The sequence below is a fragment of the Latilactobacillus parasakei genome, from assembly GCF_049674265.1.
Lineage (GTDB): Bacteria > Bacillota > Bacilli > Lactobacillales > Lactobacillaceae > Latilactobacillus > Latilactobacillus sakei.
In genome coordinates this window covers 494107-520515 of the sequence record NZ_CP186861.1, presented here as the reverse complement: position 1 = coordinate 520515, position 26409 = coordinate 494107, and the positions used below count along the sequence as shown (strand labels likewise).

The window sequence follows — 26409 nt, the reverse complement described above, 5'->3', positions numbered from 1 at the left end:
AGCAAGGCTTGCACTCACAGTCAGCTTAATCTGATGGCTGAACAGAATAAATTAAACAATAATATTACCGTTAGAGTCAGCTGTTTTAAACATTGCAATAATAGCTTCTATAAGTCCAATAATTGATGGAATGCCCGTCCAACAGAAAATAATATAAAGAATCCCAGTCCCAATTTTACCTGCCAGGAATTTATGAACACCTAGTCCTCCCAAAAAAAGCGCTAATAGGATATAAACAAGCTTATTAACAACTTTCCCGGCGGCGTAAAGGGTATTTGTTCCAGAATTGTTATTATCATTTACGATGTTAATATTAATGCCATCAGCGTTTGAAGTTTCTTTGACGGGGGCTTCTTTCTTTGTAACGATCGTTTCGGTTTCAGAATTAAAAACATCAACTAAATCACCTATAGCGGGTTCGAAGTCTAAGCTATCTAAAGTAACTTCTGAAACACTGTTATCCTCGTTACCAATCATTACTTTTTGTTTTTCATTATCAATTTTGATAATCTTACTCATAATACAATCTCCTCCAAAGGAATAATTTCAGCTTTTAAAGTCATCAGTATTTGGACTTTAATTTAATACCCCAGCCGCGAATCGAACGCGGCTGTCTCACCAGAGTGGGGGACAGATCTAAATTAATTATTTAAATTAATTGTCATATCATAGTCATGATTATAATTTTCGTCATCGTAATTATCTGTAGCATAACTAGCGTTGAATTTATATCTTAACGACTTGATATCAGAAACGTTGCTAAGCTTTTCAATTGGGAAAACGACGTCACCAGATTTATCAACACCGTTGGCGATTTCACCACCCCAGTTAAGTGTTAGCCCTTTAATCGAAGACATAATTGCGTCTACTTGCTGACCGTCATTTGTAATTAGCGTACCTTGATCGGGGTAGGTTGAATCTAAATCCTGTGATGGTTTGACGGATACGTGTAAAATGACTAATCCTTGGGCCTTTTTACCAGACTGTGAGTCATATTCAAATGGCTCTACTTTGACAATTCTTGCATTAGAAACGGAGATAGCGGCTGAATTCCAAGAATTATCATTAACAGAAAGCTTATAATCTTTTTCAGAAATAATTGGGACTTTAGCGTAATCAATTGTTAAATAATTTGAACTAGAGTTATCATTCTTGGAATTTCCTTTTTCCACATCTGTTGTTGAATGTCCATTTGCAGTTGAATTTTTGTTTGAAGAAGTATCATCTTTTCCGCCAGATAGAGCAGCTATTGCAATAATAACAACTACAACTGCCAGTACCCAAATCCACCAGCGTTTATACCAAGGTTTAACTTCAACAAATGTATTTCCATTTTCATCTTGAATTTTTTTAGTCATAACATAGAACCCCCAAGTTTATTTTCTAACGAGTGCAAGAATACCGGCAATTATAATTAGTGCACCGCTTAAAATACCAAAAGCAGAAACGAAAATAATATTGAGTACACCACAGGCAATGATAATCCAGCCCATCACTACACGATTTTTGTTAATCATACATACTAGAATAATAGCAACAATACTCGCGATAATGCAGCCAATACCTAATCCAAATAAGCTACTTGATGATGTGCTATTCATAGCACTGTCAATTCCACCCATAAAGAATGAGAATACGCCTGCAATAATTCCAAATATACCACCCATGATTCCCAAAACCATTTCGGCTGTACGTGAACGTTGAGATTCGATTTCAGTGTTAACTTGTTTATAAATTTTACCATCAGCGCCTTTAACCTTGTTACTCATTTTGATTCCTCCAAGTATATTCAGCTTTTAAAGTCATCAGTATTTGGACGAATTGAATCCCCACGATTCGATAGGGCTTTTTTAGTAGTTTCTAATAGCTTCTGTAACGGCTTCTTCTAAATGACTAGGAATTGAAAAATAGTCCATGAAGTCGTAGATATTGACTTGCCCAGGTTCTTTTTCGTCCATATAAAAGGGTAAAAGTAAATTTATTGCATATTTATTGGCTTCAAACTCCATGCCAAATTTAGATGGTGTATAGTATAGCAACCCGGAATATTCTTGTTCCAGCATAATGTGCCCAATTTCGTGCGCAAATTGCATCGGCAATTCATCTTTATTATGCCAGTTATTATTCATTAAAATTCTTTTCGTGTGTACATTTGTAGCTGGTGGTGTGTAGGGATCGAGTTGCATAAACATCATACTGACCCCGTTATCAAAAGCGTAATTAAAAAGCCAATCCATAATCTCTGAATTATTTTTTATCATTACCCGTTCCCCCATTTAAAAATCTTTTCATGATTTCTAAATCCTCTGGGGGAATAGGTTTTCCTTCATACGTCATAATGACGTTTTTGTCTTCAATATCTACTTCTTTTGGCTTAGTAGTAGCTGATGGATTATCTGTATTACCGAGTAAGTAGTCTATGGATACACCTAAGACGTCTGCTACCTTTTGCAAATTTTCAATGCTCGGATTTTGAGTTTTCCACTTATAAATAGCATTTTTTCCTAAACCAGCCTTTTCGTTTAAACCTAGAAGGCTTATTTTTTTATTTTCAGCTAATTCCTTAACTCTCTCAAATAGCATCATATTAGTATTCTCCTAAAAGAGATAAATTAATTAAGATAATTGTCTTGACTTATTTAGCCAATTGTCTTATATTTAATTCATCAAGTAATTAAGCAACAAAAAAACAAACAACTTCTTGCTATACTTTGGCGGTAAACGGAAGATGAAGGGTATTTGTTAGCTTATTTCGTATGCACTCAGTATAGACGATTGTCTGGATAAATGCAACAACTTGATGAATAAATTACAAAAGGGGGGTAAAAAATGAATAGAGAAAACTTATCAACCGTTAAAACAATGAAACTGAGCATGGAAGAATCTATCGCTTCAGAGATAGTGGCTATATTAAAAAAGAACCAATGTACACTTACTAATTTTGAGGAAATTAGCAAAGAAGTACATCAATTCTTCAATGATAATGCGACGTTAACTGGTAGCTATGACCATGAATAACTATATTGTTCGCCAGAGCCATTATCCACAATTAAATACCAGCGGCCTGCTCCAGATACAGTTATTTTGACGGGCGTTCTCGTGTAATTACCGCCAAAATACTTAAAATCACGTCCTTGTTGGTACGCATTAAAGTTTGCTTGATCAACTAAAAATACATCTGCTGAATGTTGAAGTTGAACGGTTACTGTGAGGGTACCACTTGGGTTGTCGCAATAAGGGATTTCCATAATATAATCACCACCTTTCACAGTGATTATATCAAAAAGTAATGAGAAAGGAGGAAACCAAATGAACGAACAAGCCTTGTTAACATCAGCTAAAGAAGTTGAAAAGAGTATCAAAATCAATTTATTAACTCGTGGAATGAGTCAGCGTGATTTATCCGATTTAATCGGTGAAAGACCAACGCAAGTTAATCGAGCAATCAAAGGCGATATGAGTCCTAAGTCGATTCGTATTCGCGAAAAGATTTACACGGTATTAAATATTGAAGAATAGGGAGGTCTGAAAATGAATCAAAATAAAAAACAACAAATCGCCGAGGCTCTTGCAGGTATTTCATATTCTGATTGGCGAACAGTTTGCCAAATTGTAGAAAATAGCTATCACGTTACAAAAAAAGAACTAACTTCCGAAGAAGTCAGTTCTCGCATTAATGCTTTCCCAATGCCAAGTTACAGAGGAAAAGATAAAACGATAGATATCAATCTTGACGGGAAGCGCTTAGCGCCAGCTATTGCCGATGCCATTAATCATGAATCGACTCCGAACCAGTCTTTGAATGAATTAACGCTTCAAGCAATTCTTGATCGCTCATCTGAGATACGCGATTTCGCTGAGTCTTTTCTCGCGAAGGTAAAGAACGATTAATTTCTTCTTTATAGTTTAGTGAGTTATCAAGACCGCCGTAAGTTGTTCGAATTTCATCAACGAGAAAATATTTAGCCATTATGTCTTCAATTTTTTCTCGATTTTCTTTATCAAAAAAAGTGTGTTCCATTTAATCACCACCTTTCAAAATAAGTATATCAAATAAGGAGATATAAAAATGAACAATCTAGTAATCATGAAAAATCAGCAAGCAGTAACTAGCAGTTTACAAGTAGCGGAAGTATTTGAGAAGAATCATCGTGACGTTTTAAAAAGCGTTGACGAGCTGCGAGATGGGGTTGCGCAGAATTTCGCAGACCCCACGGATGGGGTGGCCGAAAATTGGGCAGACCTATTCTACGAAGATGTTTATACACATCCCCAAAATAAACAACAATACCGAGTTATCTATATGAATCGAGATGGTTTCACATTATTAGCGATGGGTTTCACTGGAATGAAGGCTCTGAGCTTTAAATTGAAATACATCGAAGCATTTAACCAAATGGAAAACAGCATCAAAACTCAATTGGAGTTACCAACTACACCACAAGGCATGTTGAAACTCGTATTGGAAAACGTCAACGACTCAAATGAGAAGGTTGAGGAGTTGGGAACACGATTAACCGACTTAGAACAGAACACACCGGTGGCGCCAGGCGACTATAACTATATTTCTCGTCGTATCAGTCAACGTGTCCGCGAAGTCGGCAGAGGTTACGGTGAGCTTACCCAGAAGCAACGTGGCGAGCTGTTTAGAGACATAAATCAAGGTGTTAAACGGATTGCAGGCGTTGGATCACGTTCGCAATTACGTGAACGACACTATAAAGCGGTTATCGACTTTATTAATGATTGGGAACCATCGACTGCCACTAAAACTTTAGTACGCCAAATGGCACTTGAATTGGAGGCTTAAACATGCAAAACAAAATTAACGAACTAGCTAATTTAATTATTGGTGATATTAGAAAAGAAGCCCTGAGCCACGGTAACAGCTACAACGAAGCCATTGATTACCTAAACGCAAAAAAAGAAAGTCTCCACTTGAATTATAAGGATAATCCTGTTTATGGAGTTCAAATTGATTTAATAATCAACGCGATACAGGAATTAAAAAAAGAAGCTATGCAGCTTCCTTTGAAAAACATTAAAAATTAAGATCAATGTCATGCTTATACGGATATGTATTTAGCATTTTATCATGAGAATCGCTTAAACGGTCAAATGCTCCCTTAACAACATCCTTTGGTGCTTTTGATTGATAGATTCTTAAAAATGACTTTGCTTTTTCAGTGACTGCTTCAAAAGTGAAATCATCCTTTAATTCCATATTGTTATAAAGATTGTCTTTCATATCCATCAGTCCTTGTATGAGTAGGACATAGCCATCTAATTCAGTAGAGCTAAATGCGTGAATTGATAGTTGGTCTACTAATACTCTGGAATTTTCCACAAGCATATTAGCAATTGATATTGCGTCATCTTCTACATCGAATAACATTTTATCACTACCTTTAATTAAATTTCAGCATTGCAGTGCTGATAAAGACAAGTATATCAAAATAAAACAGCTTAGGGAGGGCTAACCAATGTCAAGAGGTATCAGCCAATTAGACAAACCACGCAAACCAGATTCGGAGTTTCCAATGTTAATGACTAAAGAGACATTAGGTGGCTATCTAGGCAGAGATGCCAGCATGGTTGACTGGCTTATTTTAAACACCGAATTAGGCCGGTCGGCTATGGAGTATCCAAGGAAACAAACGGTCTATAGCAAACTTGTGGTTAATAAATGGCTTGAAAAGGAGGGCTGGTAATGAACTGGGATATTTACAAACAACTGGCCGACCGCTGGTACGAAGGCTACAAGCACAAACTTTATATTCAGCAACAAAAGGAGCGAAATCATGGAGAAGATTTATGTAACGGATGACGACCTAACAGTGTTAAGACTCTATCACAGCTGTGATCAAGTAGGGTTCACTAAACACGGCTTGAGTAAAGCTGGTGCGCGAGAGTTTGCTTCAATCTTAGGCGAACCAGGCTACACCAAATACGACGGCGCGGAGTGTTTCGGGCTATCAAAGGGAAAGATTGGCGTTGCAGCATTTATTGAACAGGGAGGGGACACAAAATGATTCAAATTGATGGGTTTATTTTCTTGTTATTGCTTATCAGCGTCGCGGTTCTCTGTTATGGTGCTGGCAAGATTGGATTTAAAAATCTATGGGGGTTCGATGATGACAAGTCTAATAGTAACGTTATTAAGTTTATCGACGGCCGGTATGTTAAGCCTAATCGAAAAGCGCAATAAAAAAGCCGACAGTGCTAGAGACACTGACGACCAAGGTTAAATAGTCTGGAAAGCTATTCGACCTCATTGTATCACGACCCAATAAAAAATGAAATGAGGTATTTAAATGATTATAGGGGCTGCAAAACACGTCCGATTACACATATCGGGTATTGACCCAAAGACTGGTGAAGAAACAAACTATTCTTTCTGGGCAGACGAAGACTATTCGTGCGACTACGTATTGAGAAATCTACTACGCGAGAGCGATCACGATTTAATTCAGATGTTATAAGACTATGGCTTAGATTCTGAATTCTTACTAGAAGCAATGGGGGCGGAACAAATATGATTACTCAAGAATTAAATACAGAACAGACGCCAGAACTTAATAAGGCGTTGTATGAAACTGCAAAGATGTTTGTACAACCCGTTAAAAATAAAGAAGCGCATTACGGTAAATATGCCGATTTAAGCGCTATTGATTCGGCGATTCGCAAAGCGATTAAAAAAGCTGATTCTGGTCTTAGTTTTTACCAAGGTGTTCTAGACAATCAGAGTGCAAATGGCAAAGACTCATGCAAGATTTACACAACAATTCGCCATATTAGCGGAGAGTCACTAACTATTTATGGTGATTCATTTCCGCGAGATGCAAAAATGCAAACTCAAGGTGCCAATGAAACTTATGCAAAAAGAACAAGTCTATGCCTAGCGTTTGGTGTTGTTGCAGATGATGACGATGATGGACAAGCTGTTGCATTGCTTGATGATTACACAGCTAAGCAAGAAGAGGCTAGAGAGCGAGTTGCCAAATGGATTACATCCGAGTTTATGAATCTAAAAAAAGACGAAGTCGACAAATTGCGATTAGTGCTTAAACACAAAGACAAGAAGCCTGCTGATCTAACATACGCAGAAGTATTTCAGTTAGCTGGGGCGCTCAACTTTTATAAATTACAGCAAGGTCAATTTGAAGAAAAATGACGGTCTACGGCAAACTTGGTAAGTACTCTAAACACAAACTCGAAATTGAAACAGATGATGAGCTAGACATCAACAAGATTAGCAAGTACGCCAACGGTCGTCAGGTGTCCGTCAGCGTTGAGATTGAAGACGGTAGACGTATTAGTCCTGACCAACGTAAGAAGACATACGCGCTGATTCATGACGTTTGCGACTACTTAGGTTATCCAGATGATGCAATGGAAGCATGGTTTAAATATAAGTTTATCCAGAAAAAGGGCATTGAGTGGTTCAGCCTAAGCGATTGTAGTATGTCGCTGGCAGCAAGCTTTCTAACATTTATCTTAGATGTTTGTTTTAAACAAGAAATACCTTTTAAAACTAAAACATGGGATATGATCCCGACAGACTACCACTTAACGCTGCAATGTTTGAAACATCGTAAGTGCGTCATCTGCGGTAAACGAGCACAGTTCGCACATGTTAACGCTGTTGGCATGGGTGTTAACCGAAATAAAGTCGACCATACTAAGCGATTCGTTATGCCACTCTGCGTTAATCATCACACTGAGCAGCATAACAAAGGGATTGATTCGTTTATTAATTATTATCACATTAAGCCAGTCAAACCGGACTTAGAAACATTGAGAATATTAAAGGTTAGAGGGGATTACGAAGATGCAAGCAATTAACAACAAGTTAGACAGCGCCTACTTAAAGATTGACGGTATGTTAGCACTACTTAATTACATGCAACAAGATTTTGAAGAAAGACTAAAGCATAGTATTGACCCTAAAAAACAAATAAGCGACATATTAAATACGGGTTACGGGCATGAAGTTGCTATAGGCAACGCTAGTAGTGGGATATCAGGGCTCACTGAAGATTTACGTGAGCTACAAGAACTTACGAACGAAGCAAATCGTGAAATTTTACAAGCTAATCATACTTTAAGAGGTGTTGAAAATGGCACAACGCAGAATGTTCAGTAATCGAATTACCAACAGTGCTAGGTTTATCAAAATGCCATTGAGCAGCCAGGCGCTTTACTTTCATCTTGGATTACACGCCGATGATGACGGTGTGGTAGAAGCATTTTCTATTATGCGCCAAACTGGGGCGGTTGAAGATGATTTGAGAATTCTTGTTGCGAAAGGGTTTGTCAGTGTTTTAAACGATGACTTAGTAACATATATTACTGACTGGAACGAGAATAATAAGATTCGAGCTGACAGAAAAGTCGATTCAATCTATAAAGATTTACTTTTAAAAATTATGCCAACCGCAGAATTAAAGCAGCCAAAACCCAGAGCTGACACAGGCAAAGTAACTGGACGTCCAATGGACAACCAATGGACCGCACAGGTTAGGTTAGGTAAGGATAGGTTAGGTAAGGATAGTAAAAAGAATAGTCGCAAGTCTCCGACTTACAACGCCGACAATTTGAATTATAAAGCAGCAGTTTATTTTTGGGAAAAGATACAAGATGTGTTCCCGAAGGCTAAGAAGCCTAACTTACAGAACTGGGCCAATGAAGTTCGTTTGATGCACGAACAAGACAAACGATCATACGACGAGATAAAAGCGGTTATTGATTGGGTCAATCAAGACGATTTCTGGGTAGGTAATATTTTATCGCCCAAGAAACTGCGAAAACAGTATGATGCGTTAGCGATTCAAATGACTCGTAAAGGCAAACCGAAGACAGCAGCTTACAAGAACCCTACAGAAATATCGGACGATGACTTACCGTTTTAGGAGGTAGAACGTGGAAGGAACGAACCGAGCTCTATCAGTCTTATTTAAAGGTTTAGAAAACTACGACAAGCAATGTCCTAACTGCTCAGCACAATTAGTTCGACCAAAAACATTATCGAGAGTGACCGGACAAAAGATGGCTGGCGCTTGCATGAGTTGCGGGTATAAGGAACCACCTACTGAACCACAAAATAATAAAGCGTTAACTAATTTAGAAATGAGCCAAATTGCGCGTAAGAACGATGCCACCAATTACTTATACAAGTATTCAATGCCATCAGATATGGATAGTTTTAAAAACCGATTCACCAACTACCAAGCAAACACGCAGGGGCAAAAAGATGCGTTGGAGTTTGCGAAAAAAGCGGCAGAAAATATTGCTGCGCGAGAACCAACTCACGTCTTAATGTATGGACAAACCGGCGTGGGCAAGACTCACTTAACTATGGGGATTATATGGGACGTGTTAGAACGTACTAAATACGCGTTAAACGTTGTATTTGTCGATTGGCGTGAACTCTTAGATGAAAGAAAACGTGGTATTAGTGATCGAGAAGTAAAGCGCCGTACAGAAGAAGTTATAAAACAAATAAAGCGTGCCGATTTAGTCATCATTGATGATTTAGGCAGTGAACGGGTCAACGAATACAGTGCAGACACGCTAGACGAGATTTGGCGTGCCAGAGAAAATAAGGCAACTATCGTTAATACCAATTTGGCTGGTTCGGCCTTAAAGGAAAACTACGGTGACCGTGTAATGAGTCGGTTTGGTAAGAATGGAATGTCCTATGCGTTTAAAAATATTCAAGACTACAGAGCGAAGAAGTAGGTGTGAATAAATGAAATTAGTAATCACGGGTGAACCAGTAGCGGCTGGTCGTCCAAGGTTCAGTAGTCGCGGTGGATTTGTTAAAGCGTATGATCCCAAAAAGAGTCGGGATTATAAGACTCTGCTTAAAGAGCAGGCTATGCAACAGCTACCAGATGATTATCAACCGATTGATTGTCCAATTGAAGTCGATATAAATGTCTACCGGTCAATCCAAAAATCGGTTAGCAAGAAAGAATATGCTAGAAGGCTCTCAAATGAGGTTAGACCGACAGTTAAACCCGATACGGATAATTACATCAAAATCATTTTAGATGGCTTAAATGGGCTCGTATGGCTTGATGACAACCAAATAACAGACGTAGCAGCGCATAAATATTATTCGGATAAACCGAGAGTGGAGGTAGTAGTCAATGAGTTATCCAAAATTAAGTGCTAAAGCAAAGACGTTACTAAAATACCCAGAGGTCAAACGAGCTATGCGAAATTTGCAAAAATCAAAGGCAATTGAAGAGCGAGCTTGTTTAGATGATTATAATAGCCAACCTGACCAATTAACTGGAGCGATTGCGGGTCTGAATATGCACTACAATGATTTGCATTTCAAGCTTGAAAAAGTCCTGGGCGTCTACGGAATTGACCTTGTGATTACCAATAATCGCCGCAAGGCTGAATACGACAAAATCCCAAAGACTCATACACAGGCAGAAGTTGATGAGTATCTGGCCAAAGAGTACGGAATTAACAAAATTTGCTGTTTATCAGCCAGAAATGAGTGGCTGACTGAAGATGAGTTTCAGGAACAGATTAAGGTTGGGAAAATAATGCAAGACATATTCGATAAGACGTTTGAAAAGAAGAGAGGGATTCAAAATGATTAATAGAGTTGTATTAGTTGGACGTTTAACTAGAGATGTTGACCTTAAATACACATCATCAGGTGCAGCGGTTGGGACCTTTACCTTAGCTGTAAACCGCCAATTTACCAACGCCAACGGTGAGCGTGAAGCAGACTTTATTAATTGTGTTATCTGGCGTAAATCAGCGGAAAACTTCGCTAACTTTACTCACAAAGGTTCGTTGGTCGGAATTGACGGCCGGCTTCAAACAAGAAACTATGAGAACCAGCAAGGCCAACGTGTTTATGTGACAGAAGTAATTGTTGATAATTTCTCGCTGTTAGAATCACGTGGGAACGATAAGGGAACGAATAAAGCGCCATTTAACGGCAAAAACACTGGAACAGGAACCGATCAAGGTAACGAAACGGCTAATAAGTCGCAAAGTGATCCGTTCGCTGGTAACGGGCAAGCGATTGATATTAATGATGACGATTTACCATTCTAGGAGGTGTGAACAATGGAAACAAAACAACAGACGGGATTATTAATTAATTGTGATGAGTTTAAACTCACGTCAACTGATCCACGGCAATTTACGGCAACAGTCGGTAGCAAGACAACTTATCACACTAGGTTGAACGACGCAGTTAACTGGATTGAAGCATCGATTGCTTTAAACAGTGGACAAGGTAACTGAAATGCGTCGCAGATATAGAGATAACAAAAGATTATATGGTGAAATTTAGGTAGCGAGACAGTGTGTCTATGATTGCGCGATGGAAATACCACTCAAGGAGGGCAAGGCAGATGAACGAAGGGCGGATAACTAACAGATGGGATGAATACACTACAAGAAAATTCATCGACAAACTACTTTTGGACCCGCGAACGAATGCAGTGTTGAATGCAAAAGAAATGGCGCAGACGTTTAGACTAAAACCCAAATCAGTTTATTCAAAAGTGATTGATTTGCGAAATGCGAATCTCTTACCAGCTCTTGATATGAAGAATGACGAAGTTAACAAAAGGTATTCCGCAAATGAAGATAAAATCATTAAGAATATGGTTTTAAATGGTGCAACGTCAAAGGAGATTGCTAGAGTCTTAGATAGATCTGAAGAATCTATTGCACGAAGGCGCTGGTTGTTAAAAATAAAGGTGGTCTATCTATGGACTGAGGAAGAGATTGATTTTCTCACCCAAAATATTCATCTCGACAGCAATGGCATCACGCAAAACACTGAGTATTTATCGAATAAATTAAGGAATCACACGAGAAGAGCGGTTCAGCATAAAATTTCCCTATTGCGTAAGGAAGGGAAAATACCGCCTAACATAAACAGAGGGACTACTAGGAACAATTTTTATAAAAATTTTAAATATGGGAGAAACTATGCTGGAGATTGAAGAGATTAATAAGCTGTTGGGCGTTGACGATTCTTGGAAGGCGCCAGAAGCGTTAATGAAAATGTTGATGAGGCGTGAGCAACGTGAAGGTTTATTTAAGCGATTCTTAGAAAAGGAAAGTGATTTAAGTTTTGACTGGTTCCGAAACTACTTTGAGTCTGAGGCTGCTGATCGAAAGAATAAGAAACAGGACTTTACACCAGACGGTGTCACGAAACTGCTCACAAAGATTATTGGCGACGGGAATAGCACGATAGATTCAGCTGCTGGTACGGGTGGAATCACGATTAGTAAGTGGTGGAACGACTGCACAAAAGTATTGCCGTGGGATTATCTACCATCGAACTACCTTTATTGGACTGAAGAGCTATCAGACAGAGCTATTCCGTTTCTACTATTCAACTTATCGATCAGGGGCATGAATGCGGTGGTTGTTCATATCGATTTATTGAGCAGAGAGGGATGTAAAGGCGTTTACTTCGTGCAAAATACAGCAGATAACTTTTTAGGATTTAGCAGCATTAATGTTATGCCGCAAACACGAGAAGTGAATCAATTTTTTAACGTAAACAGTTGGGCGCCAGATGCCACAGAGGCGCGCATTGAAGATAAGGTGTGGCCAGAATATCTAACGCGAAGAGGAGCAATTTACAGTGATGAATGAAGTGTTAGTTAAACACCATAATATGAATTTGTCTGTTGAAGATGAGCATGGAAATTTCAGACGAATCGACAAGAAGACGTTAAGGCGGCAAATTCGATCAATGACTTTTTATCAATATTATGTGTGGTATATCGAAAATAACAAACTGAACAAAGTGCGAGATGTCACGTATGAAAAATACGCGCTGACAGGAAGAGATATTAAGCGTATAGCCGGCGATATGTTGCTAGTTGATTTAGAAAACAATCGGATTAGCCTTCAATGGATTCTTGATAAATATGGTCAAACGCACAGAAGGCAGACGTGGTTGGACTTTAAAGGCAAGATACTTCAAGCGTTACGGTTTGCGGCCGAAGATGGTTACATTAGTGGATTCGCACAAAGTGGCCTAGTAATAAATACGATTGAGCATACTTGGGACGACAAAAAGCGCGATGATGTTTTTACAAAAAAGAAAGCTTTTAGTGCTACTGAGTTTGTAAAGTTTAAATCGTACTTGGATTTTAAGTTAGATGAGATGTTGGATAAAGAACCGGTTTACGAAGATAAGTCATTGCATATTAATAGCCGTTCAAAGACGCAAACAATACAGAACAAGTTATTAATATTATCAATCGCAATCCATACAGGCATGCGCTTTGCTGAAGTACTAGGGATAACGGAAGACTGCGTGTTTGACGACAAAATTAAGGTAAATAAAACATGGGACTATAAAACTTTTAGTGGCTTTATTCCAACTAAAAATAGGGCATCGCTAAGAGATGTGGCTGTTGATCAAACAATTGTGGGGCTGATTCGCAGGTACATTAAGTTTAAGCATAATTTTTTTCCAAAAGCTGATTTGAATTTACCAATATTTTTAGAATGTAAAGATACGGTTTTCTATAACGATGTGGTTAACAGTAATCTTTATACGATTGAAAAAAAACTAAATGTTGAACGACTATCCATACACAAATTACGCCACTCATACGCATCCTATTTAATTTTTCAAGGGATACCAGAAACAGTTATCGCTAAACAGCTTGGCCACACAGACACAAACATGTTGCATCGAGTGTATGGGCACCTTTTGGAGGAACAGGCCGAAGCTGGTTCATCTAAGATTAGAGGACTTATGGGATAAATTTAGTCGTAACGTTTGACCATTAACGCATAATCGAGGTTTATAGCCTAGAAATCAAATGTAAATAAAAGCGTGGACCGAGTTGCGACTTTGAAATAGATACGCAAATAAAAAGACTGCGTTAGCAAGTATGTGTATGACGATTTTACGGATGAAGTTGAACTCATGCAATACACCGGCTTAAAAGACGTACACGGCGTTAAAATTTACGAGGGAGATGTTGTGTTACGCCTTGACAATCCGGAAGGAAAACCGTTACTAGTCGTGTATGTTAGCGAAGGTGCACGATTTGTAACCGATCGAATAAGTTTTTATCAACCGATTGGAGAATTTCGCTACGAAGTCATCGGTAATAAATTCGAAAATCCGGAATTGTTGGAGGCTGAATAATGACAAATATAAAATGCCCGTGGTGTGGACATACCAATGAGTATGAACTTTGGGAACTAGCACCGGGTGCACGTTTTGAAGATGAACAGTGTCCAGATTGCGGCAAGTGTTTTGGCTATGATGTTGTGTTGGTTGAAGAATGGTTTGCTGACAATATTAAGAGGGTAGGAAAATGATTGGTGATATCTATCTAACTTTAAAGAGATGGTTTAAGCAACAAACGTGTATCCATGATTACGGAGCGTTCAAGGAACTTCATTGTCGAGTTGAAGGTTGCTCAAGCTATCAAGAATGTAAAAAGTGTGGAAGGTGGCATTGGTCATGATTAAAACCTACAGAAAAACAGCAACAATCCAAGCTGAACAGTTTGATGGGTCGGAAGAGATGATTAATCGTTATCAGATTGGAATACCTCGTAGTGGTTATATCGGGCATAAACCTAGCTATATCCTGTATACGCTCGAAGGTGCAATGAACTTAGAAATCGGTGACTGGATTGCGACAGGCATTAAAGGCGAACACTGGGTGATTGCTGATGATGTGTTCAAGGCTAGTTATGTGGAGGCTGACTAATGAACAACTACGAGCAACTCAAAGCTGACAACAAGCGGCTAAAGGAACGAAATGAATGGTTAGAGCAAGCCAACTGCGATTTAAATAAAGAAATAGAAGCAGCTTACGAGAGAATCCGTCAGCTTACAATTAAGATTGAAGAAATGTTTTAGGCACAAAAAAAGTCGCCCGGCAAGACGACTTTAATGAATTCACGGTAGTTCATTATTGACCACTATGTAATGAACATAGGTAATTATAACATAATAAAAGCCGTTCACGAAAGAACGACATAGTTAGTCTGTGATTACTCTAATTATATCATATAGGGAGCGGTTGCCAGTGTTATTACCAGAATTAGATGAACAGAAATGTAGAGACAACGCAAGATTAGTATTAAAACAGTATCGTCGTAAAGCCCGGATGGCAGGACAGCCGCTTTCTAATTTGAAATCGCCGGTTGTTACGGATATGCCACGATCTGATAGTTATGGTAATAGGGTTGAAAATGTGTACGTTAAAGGCGCAGATGCTGCAATTGATTTGGCTAAAATGGAGAAAGCTGTTTACTCATTGTGTCAAACAAGTTTTGAGACACTTTATTATACTTACATGACTCTAAATCGTCATCCTGACTATGCTATTGCAGGTGAGATGGGTGTGTCATTGAGCGCATTCAAGAAGTATCGCAATGATGCATTGGTTGAGTTTTTAGAGGCTTATGAGCACGGGAAATTGCTATGCTATAAAAAAAGCCGATTTGTGGCTAATTTGTAGCCAATTTAGAGCCATTTTATCCGTTTTTATGTGTTAAATTAGTATTATCAAATAGTTGCCCGTATAAATCTGCAAGGAAGGAGATTCCTTGTTGGACTTAATTAGTTGCGGGCAATTGTCCTAGTAGCTTAATGGTAAAGCGGCGCGGATGTGCACCTGCGATCACGATTCGGGTTCGAATCCCGACTAGGATGTAATAAGGTAGGCTAGACGTGTTGATGAGCGCGGTTTGATAGCCTGAAAGCGACGGTACGTGTGCACATGTATTCGTTACAGAAGTGGTAGCAGGAAACCTCAGCCACATCATCGTATCGCAGTGGCGGAATAGGTAGACGCAATGGGCCGGTAAGTCCAGTAACGCGTTGTGTGGTGCAAATCCACACCTGCGATATTGCACAAGCTGATAGGTTTAATACTTATCTGATTTGTGTTAGCATTATCCTTGCTCCAGATATTTATATACGCGCGAGGCAGGTTGAATACCTGTCTTTTTTAGTGTTTAATATAGTTGCGTATATAAATTGAATTTTGGAGGAAGCATAATGGATTTGATAGAACTAAAAAATGTTATCAGCACTGGCAGTAAACCAACATTGCATATGGCGCATAGGGGAAGTAAAATTGCAGTAGTCACTCCGAGCATTGGCGATGAATTGGCTCAGCAAATAAAAGATATTTTTATTAAAGAATTGGAAATTAATGGAGACGCCATACAAGAAAAATATAACGTTGTTGGATGTAACGATGAAGTTATAGAATTAGCAGATACAAAAGAATATAGAACGGAAATTGAACTAATAACCGAGGCCATAAAGACTCCTACTAAAAAGTTTAGGTTTAAACCAGATAATTTTGACTTTTTCATTTATGAATTTCCTAGTAACGTTCCAGACGAAGAACCTGTGTATGCTTTCCGAAGGACAAGAAAAATGAAATTCTTAAAGAAGGGGTTTATAGGAAGATTATTTACTGAGGGGTATTTTTCGGATCTAGAATTAAAGGATTTAATTGGTGTTGATGATTATATTGACTTTATAATTTATAAAGATGAGATATTAATATTGCAGCATATTTCTTTTGAACGAATATTAAAATTGAACAATCAGTTTACCGAACTAGCAAAAAAAGTCTTGTCGAACAAAAAATTTAGCGAGAAAATAGTGGGGTTTGATAAACTAAAAGAGGGTGCATTGTCCAATGCAAATTATGTTAAGCGTTTATCAAAATTGGGCAGCGATAATAACCCAACTTTATTTTTAGAAGACTTAAAAGCAACGAAGAATGTTTCGGAAGAGTTTAATTTGGAAATACGAATTGATGTAGAAAAAGATCAAATATTTTATGAAGATGATTCTCAACTGGGGAATTTTATTAATTTAATGCAGGATGCATATTATCATACATTAATTGGTAATAAATCGGGGGTTGATGACAGGAGGTAGAGTGAAATGGCTGGAATGGTATTTAAATGGTTAATATTTGTATCGTCATATATACCTGTGTTTATTATGATTTTTTTAAATAATTTAAGTGCCTTTTCTGGAGAAAAGTTAAAAGAAACGTGGAATTTAAATGCAAACTTTTGGATTATATTAGTTATATTGTCCATCGTTTCTTTTTTATCCTTAAAAATTTGGTTGTATCTTTTAAAGCGTCAGGCAGATAATGATGGGAAACGACGATATAAAATCGATAAGATAAAACCTAATGACTCCGAAGTACTTAATTTTTTTGTGACGTTCATAATACCTGTTATTTCATTAAAACCGAATTCAGCTCCATCCATATTGATGAATACCCTGTTATTGGTTATAGAAGGAATATATTTTGTTAAAAACAATTCTTTATATTTTAATGTTTTACTAATTATAATGGGGTATCATATTTACTCTTTTGGCGATGATTGTATCATTATTACCAAAAAAAATAAGGACGATTTAATTTTTGAAGAATCAGAAGCCAGTCAAGTTGGAACTACAAATATATTTTACATCTAGAGACAGCCTAGGCTGTCTTTTTTAGTCCAAATCGCAATAATAAATAAACTAAATAAGTCATAGCCAATCGGTTATGGCTTTTTTGCTGCAACAAAATACGACCACCAAAAGGCGGCCGCGTACTAGAGTAGAGATAATATAAAAAGGGTGTCGGATGTTGGAATTCACCCAACAAAGCCATTATATGGCAAGAAACGATTATGGTCAATAATGGAGAGTGGGAGTCATAGCAAAGTTAATACATTCAAAGTACGGCTACGAAACACCTGAATGGACGGCAGCCGATGCCCGTTTAGAGAAGTGGCTTAAACAGAAGAAAGAGAAACGCCGTTCGAGTGAGCGGCGTATTTTATTGCAGAAAAACAACCATAAAAAGGAGGGCGGTGCTATGTAATGAGCAAGCAAGAACAAGCTAATAAGGATTATTTGTCTGGTATGAAGTACAAAGACATTGCTGAGAAGTATGGCGTCTCAATATCAGCTGTTAAAAGTTGGAAGTCACGTTATTGGAGTGATACGACTAAGTCTAAAAAGGTTGCAACCAAATCACCGAAAGTTGCAACCCAAAAGAAGAAGGTTGCACCCAAAATAGTGAAGGAATTATCTGCTAATGATGGGTTAAACGATCAACAGAAAATGTTCTGTTTGTACTATTTGCAACGCTTCAATGCGACGTGGGCTTATATGCAAGCATATGGCGTTGATTATCGAACTGCTAATGTAAATGGCCCAAGGTTGCTAGTAAATGCTAGTGTGCGCAAGCAAATAGATAAGCTACGTGGTGAGATTGCGAGTGACTTGATGCTAACTGCTGATGACATTGCTAAACAGTATGCTAAGCAGGCGTTTGCGGATGTTGGTGATTATGTTCGATTTGGGTCGTGGCCAGAGGAATTAAAAGTATGGGACAGAAAACAAGAAGCATACGTACCACTTACTGATAATGATGGAAAATTAGTTATCCGGCATAATTCCTATGTTTACTTCAACAATGACAGGGAACTTGATACCTCTCTGATTAAATCGGTGAAGATGGGTAAAGATGGGCCAGTGATTGAACTCTATGACAAGCAGAAGGCGATGGATACACTCATGAACTATGTAGGTGAGAAGCAGACGCTTAAGGGCCAACTTATGCAGGCTCAAATTGACCGCTTGAAGATTCAGAATGGTGATAACGATCCTGATGAAGATGACGACGACGGCTTTATTGACGCTATTGATAAATCAATGGAAGGCGTGTGGACTGATGAAGCGAAAGAATAACGTTTTTAAGTTCACACCATTTTCTAAGAAGCAGATGCAGGTTCTAACTTGGTGGCGTTATGAAGGCACCAAAGATAAAGAAGCTGTCATCTGTGATGGCTCCGTACGTGCCGGTAAGACGTTGATCATGTCGTTGTCTTATGTGTTGTGGGCGATGACCGAGTTCGATGACGAGCAGTTTGGTATGGCTGGGAAGACAATTGGTTCATTTCGTCGTAACGTTGTGCGTCCACTCAAGCGAATGCTTAAGAGCCGTGGCTATCGTGTTAAGGATAAGCGCGCTGATAACATGCTTGAGGTCACAAAGAATGGTGTAACAAATAGTTTCTTTATCTTTGGTGGTAAGGATGAAGCTGCACAAGATTTGGTTCAAGGTTTGACAGCAGCAGGGTTCTTTTTTGATGAAGTTGCTTTGATGCCACAATCATTTGTTAATCAAGCAACGGCGCGTTGTTCTGTTGAGGGGTCTAAACTGTGGTTCAATATGAATCCGGAAGGCCCATATCACTGGTTCAAGCTTGAATGGATAGATAAGATTACCGAAAAGAACGCGTTGCACATTCACTTTACAATGAATGACAATCCGTCCCTGAGTGAGCAAGTACGTGCACGATATGAGCGTTTATATACTGGAGTGTTCTATCAGCGATACATTCTTGGATTGTGGGTGCTGTCTGAAGGTGTTATCTATGATAACTTTGATAGGCAAACAATGTCTGAAGATATCCCCGATGATATGCATTTCAGTAAGTATTATGTGTCATGTGATTATGGGACGCTTAATCCGACTGTATTCTTGCTGTGGGGATTGAATAACGGTGTTTGGTATTGCATCAAGGAGTATTACTACTCGGGGCGTGAGACCAAGCATCAGCGGACTGATGAGCAATATGCTAATGAGTTAATTAAGTTCTTAGACGGTATTAAAGCACAGATTATCATTGATCCGTCTGCAGCGTCATTCATTACTAAGTTAAGAAGTATGGGATTCACGGTCATTAAGGCACAGAATGATGTGCTTGATGGCATTCGTGCTACTCAAACGGCGTTGAATCTTGGGCAGATTAAGTTTAGCAATAAATGTATAAACGTGTTTAAAGAGTTTGCGTCTTACATCTGGGATATTACAGCGGAGCAACGTGGCGAAGATAAGCCTGTTAAAGAACATGATCACAGCATGGATGCAATGCGGTACTTCGTATTCATGGTTATTTACAAGAATAGAACAGCAAAAGTGTCAGCCAAACCGGCTGGCCTTTTTGGTTAGGAGGGATATTTTGGGATTTCCGATTGATAGAGAGTTGGCAGGGGACATTAATAACCCTAGCCTTGAACTCTTAGATTATGTGTTACGGAAACAAGCGAAGAACAAGCGGCGTTTTGATAAGTTGGACCGTTATTATAACGGCAAACATGATGTGTTAAATCGTCAGCTTAATGAAAATAGCAAGAATACCAAGATAGTTATCAATCATGCTAAATACGTCACTGATATGGCTGTCGGTTTTGTGACTGGTAACCCATTTAGTTATACTGCTGCGCCCGATAAGAATATCAAAGCAATACAGGATTCGTTCGATGCAATGGACATCGTTTCACACGATACTGAACTAGAGAAAGACTTATCTGTTTTCGGGGTAGCCTACGAGTTGTTGTACCTGAAGGCGATTGACGATAAGACGACTGAAGAACGGATTGAATCAATTGATCCCCGTGGTGTTGTGTTAGTCACCGATGACTCAGTAGAAAAGAATCCTTTATTCGGCATTCATTATCAAAAGAAGTTTGATTTGGATGGTCGTGAAAATGGCTATCTAGTTAAGGTCTACACCGATAAAGGCGTGCTTAGTTATCGAACCATTTCAGGGCTGAGGATGATTACTGGTAATGTTGGTAAACCTAAGTATAAGGAACACTATTTTGGTGGTGTTCCGATTATTGAGTATCGTAATAACGAAGAGAAACAAGGCGACTTTGAACAAGCTATCTCATTAATTGATGCATACAATGTACTTCAATCCGATCGTGTGTCGGATAAAGAAGCGTTCATTGATGCTTTACTAGTTGTCTATGGATTCAAAATTGAAGGCGAACTAAGGAATGGGATGATTGAAGCGCCTGGTAAAGGCAGTGACGGCGCGTCTGTTGAATGGTTAACTAAACAGTTTGATGAGTCACAGCTACAAGTATTGATCAAGTCATTGCAAGATGACATTCACAAGATTACTTATGTTCCTAATCTCAATGATGAACAATTTGCTGGGAACATCTCAGGTGAAGCCATGAAGTATAAGCTGTTTGGTTTGCTGAACCTCATGAGTATGAAGTCTCGCTACTTAGTTAAAGGGCTAAGACGACGCTTAGAATTGATGCAAAACATCATGCTTGTTAAGTCGCAAGATGTTGATGTGAAGGGCACTAAGATTGATATCACGCCTAACATCCCTGTTAACTTAACAGATATTATCAATAATATTCGTAATGCTGATGGCTTTATCCCTCGTGAAATCACATTAAGCTGGTTACCTGGTGTTGATGATCCTGCTGAAGTGGTAGCAATGTTGGATAAACAAAAAGCTGATGACATCGAACAGAACCAAAAAGCTTTGGGGCAACCAAGTAACAGCAAGTTGGATGACAAACCAGAAGGTAAAGGAGGTTATCGCGATGATCAAGGCGACGTTTCAACTAAACAAAAGCAACCAGATAACGGGTTATCGGATTAGCGGTCATGCTTTGTTCTTACCAAAAGGGATGGACATTGTTTGTGCGGGCGCTTCAGCGCTCACGATTGCTATTACTAATGAGTTGCGTAAGGACATCAGTGTTGATCATGGCAATGGCTATATTGCTGTTAGCAATATTCTACCTAGTACGGTTAATTTGACATTAACACGTACCCTTTTATCGGGGCTACAAAGCATTGCGGAACAATATCCGGATAACTTAACGATAGAACAATTAAATAGCTTAGAGGCGTAAATATGGCTGATAAGGATAAGCTTACTTATTGGGAGTTACGGTCAGCACTTGAGGAACAGAAGCTATTTAAGCGTGGTGACGAGTACGAACGGAAAGTTATCGATGTTTATAACCAAGCTAGACAGTACCTCACTAATGCGGTAGATGAGCTATACAAGCGATACGATGGCCAAACTTCATTAACTGAAGCTCAAGCAAAGGCCGCTCTAAACAATACAGTGCCAGCTACAGATTTAGTAGTTTTGCAGAATATTGTTAAAACGATTGATGATAAAGAAACTAAGGTTAAGGTACAAGAATATTTAGATTGGGTGGCCGCCAAGTCACGAATTACCAAGATGGAAGAACTGAAAGCTAAAGCTTACATAGTAGCTAAACAATTGGCAGACGTTCAATTGGAGCAATCAACTGATTACTATGTTAATGCGGTTAAAGACGCTTATGCCAGTGCTTCTAGAGAGGCGATTATAGGCAACGCTCAAACTAAAGCGGGTGTTTATCAGGGAGAAACGGTCCCGATGGTTAACCATGAGACCAATCGAATTGAGTTTGTTAAACCTGAAAAGACTACTCCAGTAAAAACTGATAATGCTGATGTGTTTAATGAATTATCTACTCATGAAGTTAAACAAATACTTGATACGCCTTGGCTCGGTAGCAACTATTCTAAACGAATCTGGAATGACACTGACTTATTGGCCAAGAAGTTGCAAGAACTATTTGCCGTTTCTGAAATGACTGGTATGAGTCAACGTGAAATGGCTGATAAGATTGCCAAGGAATTTAACACCGGTATCGGTGTTGCTAGACGCTTAATCCGTACTGAAGCTAATCACGTACACAATCAGGCTAAGTTAGCTGGTTGGAAAGCACATGGCGTCGAAAAGTATTCTTTAGTGGCTGTGCTAGATTTTCGGACTTCTCAAAAATGTAGAGATATCGACGGAAAGGTATTTGACGTTGATAAAGCAACTGTTAATGTTAATTTTCCACCGTTGCATCCTTGGTGCCGAACGGTTTCGGTCGCTTGGTTTAGTTACGCCAAGTATGGTGGCAATCGAACGGCTAATGATCCTATTACTGGCGAGACGTTTAAGCTCAATACTGATGATACTTACAGGGATTGGGAACAGATGCTAATCGATAAGCACGGGAAAAAGGCTGTTACTCGAAAATGAATTATTTGAGACCTGTCAAATGTCTTTAAACTGGGCAAATTACAGCGTGTGTAGGCTAAGTGTTTCACATTTAGAGATAAGCATTGTGTGTGGGTCAGAAATGATGTTCATGGGATGCTTATTTTTTGTGGAATGAATTGGTGTGCATGAGCTTAGGAGGAATTTTAAATGAAACATGTCAAGTTATTCTCAAATGTCTTACCAATGAAGTTACAACTATTCGCTGATGGCGGAGAAGGTGGACCCGGTGCGGGAGAAGGCGGTACTGGTGGTAATGGCGCAGGTGAAGGTGGGCAAGACCCAAATTCAAGCCAAATTACTTTTACCGATCAATCGGAATTAGATAGCTGGTATGACAAGAAGTTTGCTAAGTCTGCTGAAAAGCTAAAGGAAGGTTGGAAGCAAGAACAATCACAACAAAAGGCGTATGAAGATATGACGCCGGATGAACAACGCGAACATGATTTGGAACAACAACAATCTGAATTGGCTGATCGCGAGCAAAAGGTGACCATCGCTGAAAATCGGGCAAACATCACGCAAAAACTAGCTGCTGATGGATTACCAGTTGGATTAGTTGCTGCTTTTGAACCAGCTTTGGCTGATACAGATAATCTAGAAGATCTTTATACCAAAGTTGCTAGTGGTTACCGCGACACAGTTAGGGAAGCAGTCGATAAAAAGTTGGCAGGCTCATCTGATGTACCTGGTTCAACCGGAGGTGGTGGCGGTGGTAGCCAATCTGTTGGTGAATCATTAGCCGAACAACGCAATGCTAGTCAGCAATCCCAAAAATCTATTTGGGATAAAAAATATTAGGAGGAACTAATTATGTACGTAGGAAAGAAAGTTACAATGTCAGACGTCAACTTTTTAGCAAGTGAACACTTTATTTCGTTCACTGAACAAGTTGATGAAAATACAGTGGGTGTTATTACTGATGATTTAGGCCACAAAGTTGTACCTGCTGGCACAGTATTCCCTTCAAACGATGGTAAAGCAAAAGGAATTACGATTCATGAAGTTAACGTTTCAAACGGGCCACAACCAGTTGGTTTAATTGTTGAAGGTTGGTTATTGGCACAACGATTGCCAGTAATGCCAACTGATGAAGCTATGAAAGCTATGACTTCAATTAAGTGGCGTGACGTTGAAAAGAAAGATGAACCATCAGAAACAGGAAAATAATTAGAATACCGGAGGAACAGACATGAAAAAACAATTAGTTATGAATTTACAACATTTTGCAGACATCTTAGAAGTGTTTACTAAGAAAGATATTCTAGATTACACACGGAACCGTGCGTACCCTGAAATGCTTGGTGACGCTTTATTCCCATCTCGCAAAACTCAATCGTTAGAATTAGATCAGATTAACGCTGGTAGCATGACGCCGGTTATTGCATCAGTATCAGCATTTGATAGTGAAGCTGAAATTGGTAGCCGTGAAGCTAGCGCTCAAACGCTTGAACTAGCGTTGATCAAACGTAAAATGCAAATCAAAGAAAAAGATTTGATTGCACTACAAAATCCACGGACACCACAAGAAGGCGAGTACCTTCAAGGACGTGTTTATAATGACATTGATACTTTAGTTCAAGGCGTCCAAGCTCGTGCTGAAAAGATGACAATGGAAATGCTATCCACTGGTAAAATCACTATCAAAGGTAATGGCCTAGATGCTAATTTAGACTACTCAGTTGACAGGAAACATCAAGCTACATTATCAGGTGCTGAATCATGGACTAATGATGCAAGTGATCCGATCAAAAACTTAGAAAACTGGTCAGACAGCTTAGACGTTGCACCAACTCGCGTTTTAACATCAAATAAAATTTTGCGTATCTTTATGCGTCATCCTAAAGTGATTGCTGCCATTTTCGGTAAAGATTCAGGCAGAACAATTGGGATGGCCGATTTGGATTCCTTCATGCAAGCCCATGGATTACCTGTTATCCGTACCTATGATAATAAGTACAAAACACAAGATAAAAATGGGAAATATATCTCTGAACGCTACTTCCCAGAAAACAGCTTTGTGATGATGAATGATGACTTGCTTGGCGAAAAGGTATGGGGACCAACACCTGAAGAAATCGCATTAACAGGCGCCGGTGACGTTGAATCATCAATGATTGGGAATGTTTATGCTGGTATTTACCGTTCAACGATTGACCCAGTGGGGACATGGACTAAAGCATCAGGCTTAATGATTCCATCATTCGCTGCTGTTGATGAAGTATTCCAAGCAACCATTGATCTAACTAAATAATTGGAGTGATTGTTGTGAGCGATGAAAAAAGTAAACAATTAACTGCGTTGAAGCGTCTTACAAGTGAAGAGGATAATGATGCTGCTTTGATTGCTGACTTGTACGACGATGCGATCACTGAGGTTCTTGATTATACTAATCGGGATAAGATGCAAGATGGCATGTACGTATATGCTAAAAAGATTGCTAAGATTGCGTTTAATCAACTGGATGTCGAGGGTGAGACGGCTAGAACTGAAGGCGGCGTTGTTCAAAACTTTGAATTAGGAATCCCTACAAGTATTCGTTCCAAATTAAATCGTTACCGAATTGCTAAAGTGAGGTCTTTATATTGAGACTCAAACGAAGCGATTTAGTAGCGGTTTTTTTACGGAAACGAATAGTAGGGCATGATGATGAGTTGAACGAGATCATTACCTATGGTGATGGTCAAAAGCTAATGATGAACGTTCAGCCTGCATCTGGGCAAGTTGCAGCCGAATTGTATGGTGAGCGCCTACGTTACTTTGCTAATGCTAAGTATGTTGGTAGTGCAATCAAAGAGAACCGTAACGAGTTAGATGGTATTTGCTTGAATGTTATACCTGAGGATGATCCAGATTATCGGATTGTAGCAATCAACACTTACAGCAATCATCTAAACATGACTCTAGAGAGGATTAAGCAAGATGGTGAAAGTAGAAGTAAAAGGGATGAGCCAACTCAAAGCGAAACTCGATAGGCTGCCTAAGGTCATAGAAGATGCTGTTTGGGATGCGAACTTTGATATTGTCGAACTTGCTAGAGCCGATACCGTTAGAGAAATCCAATCTTCCACTAAACATGGGAGTGGCGAGACCGCCGGGTCATACAAGGATGAAGTTGTTATTAATAGCAACGGGCATGTTGTTGGCCGGATTTGGTCTGATAACCCAACAGCAATCTTTCGAGAGCTAGGTACCGGTCAAGTTGGCCAAGCCTCACCTAAGGATTTACCTGAAGGAGTCACACCTGTTTATCGACAGACACCTTGGTTTATTCCTGCTGAAGGGGTGCCTGATTTAAACGCTCTGTATGGCATGCCATTGATTACTATCAAAGGCAAGAAGTTCTATCGGACAAATGGGCAACCCGCCAGACAAGCACTCATGCCGGCCATAAAAGGGGCTAAACAGCAGGCTCCTGAAATCTATAAAGCTAATGTCCAGAAACAACTTAGAAAGTTGCGTGGTTAAT

At 39.1% G+C, this 26409-nt stretch carries 45 protein-coding genes and 1 tRNA gene; 39 read left to right on the top strand and 7 right to left on the bottom strand.

Translation table 11 applies throughout. The features are described from left to right. Positions 1 to 51: 51 nt before the first annotated feature. The 5 genes from ACPBEH_RS02690 to ACPBEH_RS02670 form a co-directional block, all read right to left on the bottom strand. The gene (locus ACPBEH_RS02690) at positions 52 to 519 is read right to left on the bottom strand and encodes a TM2 domain-containing protein (protein ID WP_424349631.1); all 468 of its coding nucleotides are present in this window, start codon (positions 517 to 519) and stop codon (positions 52 to 54) included. Between the two features lie 122 nt (positions 520 to 641). Beyond that, positions 642 to 1358, bottom strand: a complete 717-nt coding sequence (locus tag ACPBEH_RS02685) for a hypothetical protein (RefSeq protein WP_424349630.1) — start codon at positions 1356 to 1358, stop codon at positions 642 to 644. A gap of 18 nt (positions 1359 to 1376) precedes the next feature. Then, positions 1377 to 1769, bottom strand: coding sequence for a DUF4064 domain-containing protein (locus ACPBEH_RS02680; RefSeq protein ID WP_424349629.1), 393 nt, complete (start codon positions 1767 to 1769; stop codon positions 1377 to 1379). 81 nt (positions 1770 to 1850) lie between these two features. Beyond that, a complete protein-coding gene (locus ACPBEH_RS02675; protein ID WP_424349628.1) occupies positions 1851 to 2261 on the bottom strand; it encodes an ImmA/IrrE family metallo-endopeptidase in 411 nt (136 codons plus the stop codon). After that, entirely contained in the window at positions 2248 to 2586 is a 339-nt protein-coding gene (locus ACPBEH_RS02670; RefSeq protein ID WP_424349627.1) for a helix-turn-helix domain-containing protein, read from the bottom strand. Before ACPBEH_RS02670 ends, ACPBEH_RS02675 begins: the two co-directional genes overlap by 14 nt. A gap of 243 nt (positions 2587 to 2829) precedes the next feature. On the opposite strand from ACPBEH_RS02670, the gene ACPBEH_RS02665 reads away from it, so the two are divergent. Then, positions 2830 to 3018, top strand: a complete 189-nt coding sequence (locus ACPBEH_RS02665) for a hypothetical protein (RefSeq protein ID WP_424349626.1) — start codon at positions 2830 to 2832, stop codon at positions 3016 to 3018. On the opposite strand, the gene ACPBEH_RS02660 is transcribed toward ACPBEH_RS02665, so the two are convergent. Then, a complete protein-coding gene (locus ACPBEH_RS02660; protein WP_424349625.1) occupies positions 3003 to 3248 on the bottom strand; it encodes a DUF1883 domain-containing protein in 246 nt (81 codons plus the stop codon). The genes ACPBEH_RS02665 and ACPBEH_RS02660 overlap by 16 nt on opposite strands. Before the next feature lie 61 nt (positions 3249 to 3309). Here ACPBEH_RS02660 and ACPBEH_RS02655 point away from each other — a divergent pair, with 61 nt between their 5' ends. From ACPBEH_RS02655 to ACPBEH_RS02640, 4 genes are all read left to right on the top strand, one after another. Beyond that, positions 3310 to 3519: a transcriptional regulator gene (locus ACPBEH_RS02655; protein WP_424349624.1), complete on the top strand. Its 210-nt coding sequence runs from the start codon at positions 3310 to 3312 to the stop codon at positions 3517 to 3519. Between the two features lie 12 nt (positions 3520 to 3531). Next, entirely contained in the window at positions 3532 to 3891 is a 360-nt protein-coding gene (locus ACPBEH_RS02650) for a hypothetical protein (protein ID WP_424349623.1), read from the top strand. A 178-nt stretch (positions 3892 to 4069) separates the two neighbouring features. Continuing rightward, entirely contained in the window at positions 4070 to 4810 is a 741-nt protein-coding gene (locus ACPBEH_RS02645; protein ID WP_424349622.1) for a Rha family transcriptional regulator, read from the top strand. Positions 4811 to 4812: 2 nt separating this feature from the next. Then, the gene (locus ACPBEH_RS02640) at positions 4813 to 5052 is read left to right on the top strand and encodes a hypothetical protein (RefSeq protein ID WP_424349621.1); all 240 of its coding nucleotides are present in this window, start codon (positions 4813 to 4815) and stop codon (positions 5050 to 5052) included. On the opposite strand, the gene ACPBEH_RS02635 is transcribed toward ACPBEH_RS02640, so the two are convergent. Further along, positions 5042 to 5395 (bottom strand): hypothetical protein, encoded by a 354-nt coding sequence (locus ACPBEH_RS02635; RefSeq protein ID WP_424349620.1) that lies wholly within the window; start codon positions 5393 to 5395, stop codon positions 5042 to 5044. The two genes, ACPBEH_RS02640 and ACPBEH_RS02635, sit on opposite strands and share 11 nt — an antisense overlap. Positions 5396 to 5483: 88 nt before the next feature. Here ACPBEH_RS02635 and ACPBEH_RS02630 point away from each other — a divergent pair, with 88 nt between their 5' ends. The 34 genes from ACPBEH_RS02630 to ACPBEH_RS02465 all read left to right on the top strand — a co-directional run bounded on the left by ACPBEH_RS02630 (position 5484) and on the right by ACPBEH_RS02465 (position 26408). Further along, a complete protein-coding gene (locus ACPBEH_RS02630; RefSeq protein ID WP_056948412.1) occupies positions 5484 to 5711 on the top strand; it encodes a hypothetical protein in 228 nt (75 codons plus the stop codon). A gap of 90 nt (positions 5712 to 5801) precedes the next feature. Next, positions 5802 to 6032, top strand: coding sequence for a hypothetical protein (locus ACPBEH_RS02625; RefSeq protein ID WP_424349619.1), 231 nt, complete (start codon positions 5802 to 5804; stop codon positions 6030 to 6032). After that, a complete protein-coding gene (locus ACPBEH_RS02620) occupies positions 6029 to 6208 on the top strand; it encodes a hypothetical protein (RefSeq protein ID WP_424349618.1) in 180 nt (59 codons plus the stop codon). Before ACPBEH_RS02625 ends, ACPBEH_RS02620 begins: the two co-directional genes overlap by 4 nt. A gap of 327 nt (positions 6209 to 6535) precedes the next feature. Continuing rightward, positions 6536 to 7174, top strand: a complete 639-nt coding sequence (locus ACPBEH_RS02615) for an ERF family protein (RefSeq protein ID WP_424349617.1) — start codon at positions 6536 to 6538, stop codon at positions 7172 to 7174. After that, the gene (locus tag ACPBEH_RS02610; RefSeq protein ID WP_424349616.1) at positions 7171 to 7845 is read left to right on the top strand and encodes a putative HNHc nuclease; all 675 of its coding nucleotides are present in this window, start codon (positions 7171 to 7173) and stop codon (positions 7843 to 7845) included. Before ACPBEH_RS02615 ends, ACPBEH_RS02610 begins: the two co-directional genes overlap by 4 nt. Then, positions 7832 to 8146 (top strand): hypothetical protein, encoded by a 315-nt coding sequence (locus ACPBEH_RS02605; protein ID WP_424349615.1) that lies wholly within the window; start codon positions 7832 to 7834, stop codon positions 8144 to 8146. Before ACPBEH_RS02610 ends, ACPBEH_RS02605 begins: the two co-directional genes overlap by 14 nt. Beyond that, a complete protein-coding gene (locus tag ACPBEH_RS02600) occupies positions 8121 to 8912 on the top strand; it encodes a replication protein (protein ID WP_424349614.1) in 792 nt (263 codons plus the stop codon). Before ACPBEH_RS02605 ends, ACPBEH_RS02600 begins: the two co-directional genes overlap by 26 nt. A gap of 10 nt (positions 8913 to 8922) precedes the next feature. Further along, positions 8923 to 9741 (top strand): DnaA ATPase domain-containing protein, encoded by an 819-nt coding sequence (locus ACPBEH_RS02595; protein WP_424349613.1) that lies wholly within the window; start codon positions 8923 to 8925, stop codon positions 9739 to 9741. Between the two features lie 10 nt (positions 9742 to 9751). Further along, a complete protein-coding gene (locus tag ACPBEH_RS02590; RefSeq protein WP_424349612.1) occupies positions 9752 to 10180 on the top strand; it encodes a RusA family crossover junction endodeoxyribonuclease in 429 nt (142 codons plus the stop codon). Continuing rightward, a complete protein-coding gene (locus tag ACPBEH_RS02585; protein ID WP_424349611.1) occupies positions 10155 to 10622 on the top strand; it encodes a hypothetical protein in 468 nt (155 codons plus the stop codon). Before ACPBEH_RS02590 ends, ACPBEH_RS02585 begins: the two co-directional genes overlap by 26 nt. Further along, positions 10615 to 11088, top strand: a complete 474-nt coding sequence (gene ssb, locus ACPBEH_RS02580; RefSeq protein ID WP_424349610.1) for a single-stranded DNA-binding protein — start codon at positions 10615 to 10617, stop codon at positions 11086 to 11088. Before ACPBEH_RS02585 ends, ssb begins: the two co-directional genes overlap by 8 nt. Before the next feature lie 12 nt (positions 11089 to 11100). Then, on the top strand, positions 11101 to 11280 hold the full coding sequence (locus ACPBEH_RS02575) for a hypothetical protein (protein ID WP_424349609.1): 180 nt from the start codon (positions 11101 to 11103) through the stop codon (positions 11278 to 11280). Between the two features lie 110 nt (positions 11281 to 11390). Then, on the top strand, positions 11391 to 11990 hold the full coding sequence (locus ACPBEH_RS02570) for a hypothetical protein (RefSeq protein WP_424349608.1): 600 nt from the start codon (positions 11391 to 11393) through the stop codon (positions 11988 to 11990). Beyond that, a complete protein-coding gene (locus tag ACPBEH_RS02565) occupies positions 11977 to 12654 on the top strand; it encodes an SAM-dependent DNA methyltransferase (protein ID WP_424349607.1) in 678 nt (225 codons plus the stop codon). The genes ACPBEH_RS02570 and ACPBEH_RS02565 overlap by 14 nt, the downstream gene beginning before the upstream one ends. Continuing rightward, on the top strand, positions 12647 to 13780 hold the full coding sequence (locus tag ACPBEH_RS02560) for a site-specific integrase (protein ID WP_424350047.1): 1134 nt from the start codon (positions 12647 to 12649) through the stop codon (positions 13778 to 13780). Before ACPBEH_RS02565 ends, ACPBEH_RS02560 begins: the two co-directional genes overlap by 8 nt. A gap of 132 nt (positions 13781 to 13912) precedes the next feature. Further along, the gene (locus tag ACPBEH_RS02555; RefSeq protein WP_424349606.1) at positions 13913 to 14170 is read left to right on the top strand and encodes a YopX family protein; all 258 of its coding nucleotides are present in this window, start codon (positions 13913 to 13915) and stop codon (positions 14168 to 14170) included. Further along, entirely contained in the window at positions 14170 to 14346 is a 177-nt protein-coding gene (locus ACPBEH_RS02550; RefSeq protein WP_424349605.1) for a hypothetical protein, read from the top strand. Before ACPBEH_RS02555 ends, ACPBEH_RS02550 begins: the two co-directional genes overlap by 1 nt. Positions 14347 to 14491: 145 nt before the next feature. Next, a complete protein-coding gene (locus ACPBEH_RS02545; RefSeq protein ID WP_424349604.1) occupies positions 14492 to 14743 on the top strand; it encodes a hypothetical protein in 252 nt (83 codons plus the stop codon). Continuing rightward, positions 14743 to 14895, top strand: a complete 153-nt coding sequence (locus ACPBEH_RS02540) for a hypothetical protein (RefSeq protein ID WP_424349603.1) — start codon at positions 14743 to 14745, stop codon at positions 14893 to 14895. Before ACPBEH_RS02545 ends, ACPBEH_RS02540 begins: the two co-directional genes overlap by 1 nt. Positions 14896 to 15064: 169 nt before the next feature. Beyond that, on the top strand, positions 15065 to 15499 hold the full coding sequence (locus ACPBEH_RS02535; RefSeq protein WP_424349602.1) for an ArpU family phage packaging/lysis transcriptional regulator: 435 nt from the start codon (positions 15065 to 15067) through the stop codon (positions 15497 to 15499). A 117-nt stretch (positions 15500 to 15616) separates the two neighbouring features. Next, positions 15617 to 15693: transfer RNA gene (locus ACPBEH_RS02530), tRNA-His, on the top strand. A gap of 348 nt (positions 15694 to 16041) precedes the next feature. Beyond that, positions 16042 to 16941 carry a Kiwa anti-phage protein KwaB-like domain-containing protein gene (locus tag ACPBEH_RS02525; protein WP_424349601.1) on the top strand — a complete coding sequence of 300 codons (900 nt, stop codon included), beginning with the start codon at positions 16042 to 16044 and terminating at the stop codon, positions 16939 to 16941. 6 nt (positions 16942 to 16947) lie between these two features. Further along, positions 16948 to 17496 carry a hypothetical protein gene (locus ACPBEH_RS02520; RefSeq protein WP_076799897.1) on the top strand — a complete coding sequence of 183 codons (549 nt, stop codon included), beginning with the start codon at positions 16948 to 16950 and terminating at the stop codon, positions 17494 to 17496. Positions 17497 to 17889: 393 nt separating this feature from the next. Next, positions 17890 to 18762, top strand: coding sequence for a terminase small subunit (locus ACPBEH_RS02515; RefSeq protein ID WP_424349600.1), 873 nt, complete (start codon positions 17890 to 17892; stop codon positions 18760 to 18762). Then, complete coding sequence (locus ACPBEH_RS02510; protein WP_424349599.1) at positions 18746 to 20029, top strand: PBSX family phage terminase large subunit; 1284 nt, start codon at positions 18746 to 18748, stop codon at positions 20027 to 20029. The genes ACPBEH_RS02515 and ACPBEH_RS02510 overlap by 17 nt, the downstream gene beginning before the upstream one ends. Positions 20030 to 20039: 10 nt before the next feature. Beyond that, the gene (locus ACPBEH_RS02505; RefSeq protein ID WP_424349598.1) at positions 20040 to 21488 is read left to right on the top strand and encodes a phage portal protein; all 1449 of its coding nucleotides are present in this window, start codon (positions 20040 to 20042) and stop codon (positions 21486 to 21488) included. Then, positions 21430 to 21744, top strand: a complete 315-nt coding sequence (locus ACPBEH_RS02500; RefSeq protein WP_424349597.1) for a ribosomal-processing cysteine protease Prp — start codon at positions 21430 to 21432, stop codon at positions 21742 to 21744. The genes ACPBEH_RS02505 and ACPBEH_RS02500 overlap by 59 nt, the downstream gene beginning before the upstream one ends. A 2-nt stretch (positions 21745 to 21746) precedes the next feature. After that, the gene (locus ACPBEH_RS02495) at positions 21747 to 22922 is read left to right on the top strand and encodes a minor capsid protein (protein ID WP_424349596.1); all 1176 of its coding nucleotides are present in this window, start codon (positions 21747 to 21749) and stop codon (positions 22920 to 22922) included. 168 nt (positions 22923 to 23090) lie between these two features. Further along, positions 23091 to 23741: a capsid assembly scaffolding protein Gp46 family protein gene (locus ACPBEH_RS02490; protein ID WP_424349595.1), complete on the top strand. Its 651-nt coding sequence runs from the start codon at positions 23091 to 23093 to the stop codon at positions 23739 to 23741. A 12-nt stretch (positions 23742 to 23753) separates the two neighbouring features. After that, on the top strand, positions 23754 to 24110 hold the full coding sequence (locus tag ACPBEH_RS02485) for a hypothetical protein (protein ID WP_424349594.1): 357 nt from the start codon (positions 23754 to 23756) through the stop codon (positions 24108 to 24110). A 22-nt stretch (positions 24111 to 24132) separates the two neighbouring features. After that, positions 24133 to 25194: a major capsid protein gene (locus ACPBEH_RS02480; protein ID WP_424349593.1), complete on the top strand. Its 1062-nt coding sequence runs from the start codon at positions 24133 to 24135 to the stop codon at positions 25192 to 25194. A 14-nt stretch (positions 25195 to 25208) separates the two neighbouring features. Further along, entirely contained in the window at positions 25209 to 25529 is a 321-nt protein-coding gene (locus ACPBEH_RS02475) for a phage head-tail connector protein (protein ID WP_081394594.1), read from the top strand. Next, the gene (locus tag ACPBEH_RS02470; protein WP_424349592.1) at positions 25526 to 25915 is read left to right on the top strand and encodes a hypothetical protein; all 390 of its coding nucleotides are present in this window, start codon (positions 25526 to 25528) and stop codon (positions 25913 to 25915) included. Before ACPBEH_RS02475 ends, ACPBEH_RS02470 begins: the two co-directional genes overlap by 4 nt. Further along, entirely contained in the window at positions 25863 to 26408 is a 546-nt protein-coding gene (locus tag ACPBEH_RS02465; protein ID WP_424349591.1) for an HK97 gp10 family phage protein, read from the top strand. Before ACPBEH_RS02470 ends, ACPBEH_RS02465 begins: the two co-directional genes overlap by 53 nt. The last annotated feature ends 1 nt before the right edge of the window (position 26409 follow it).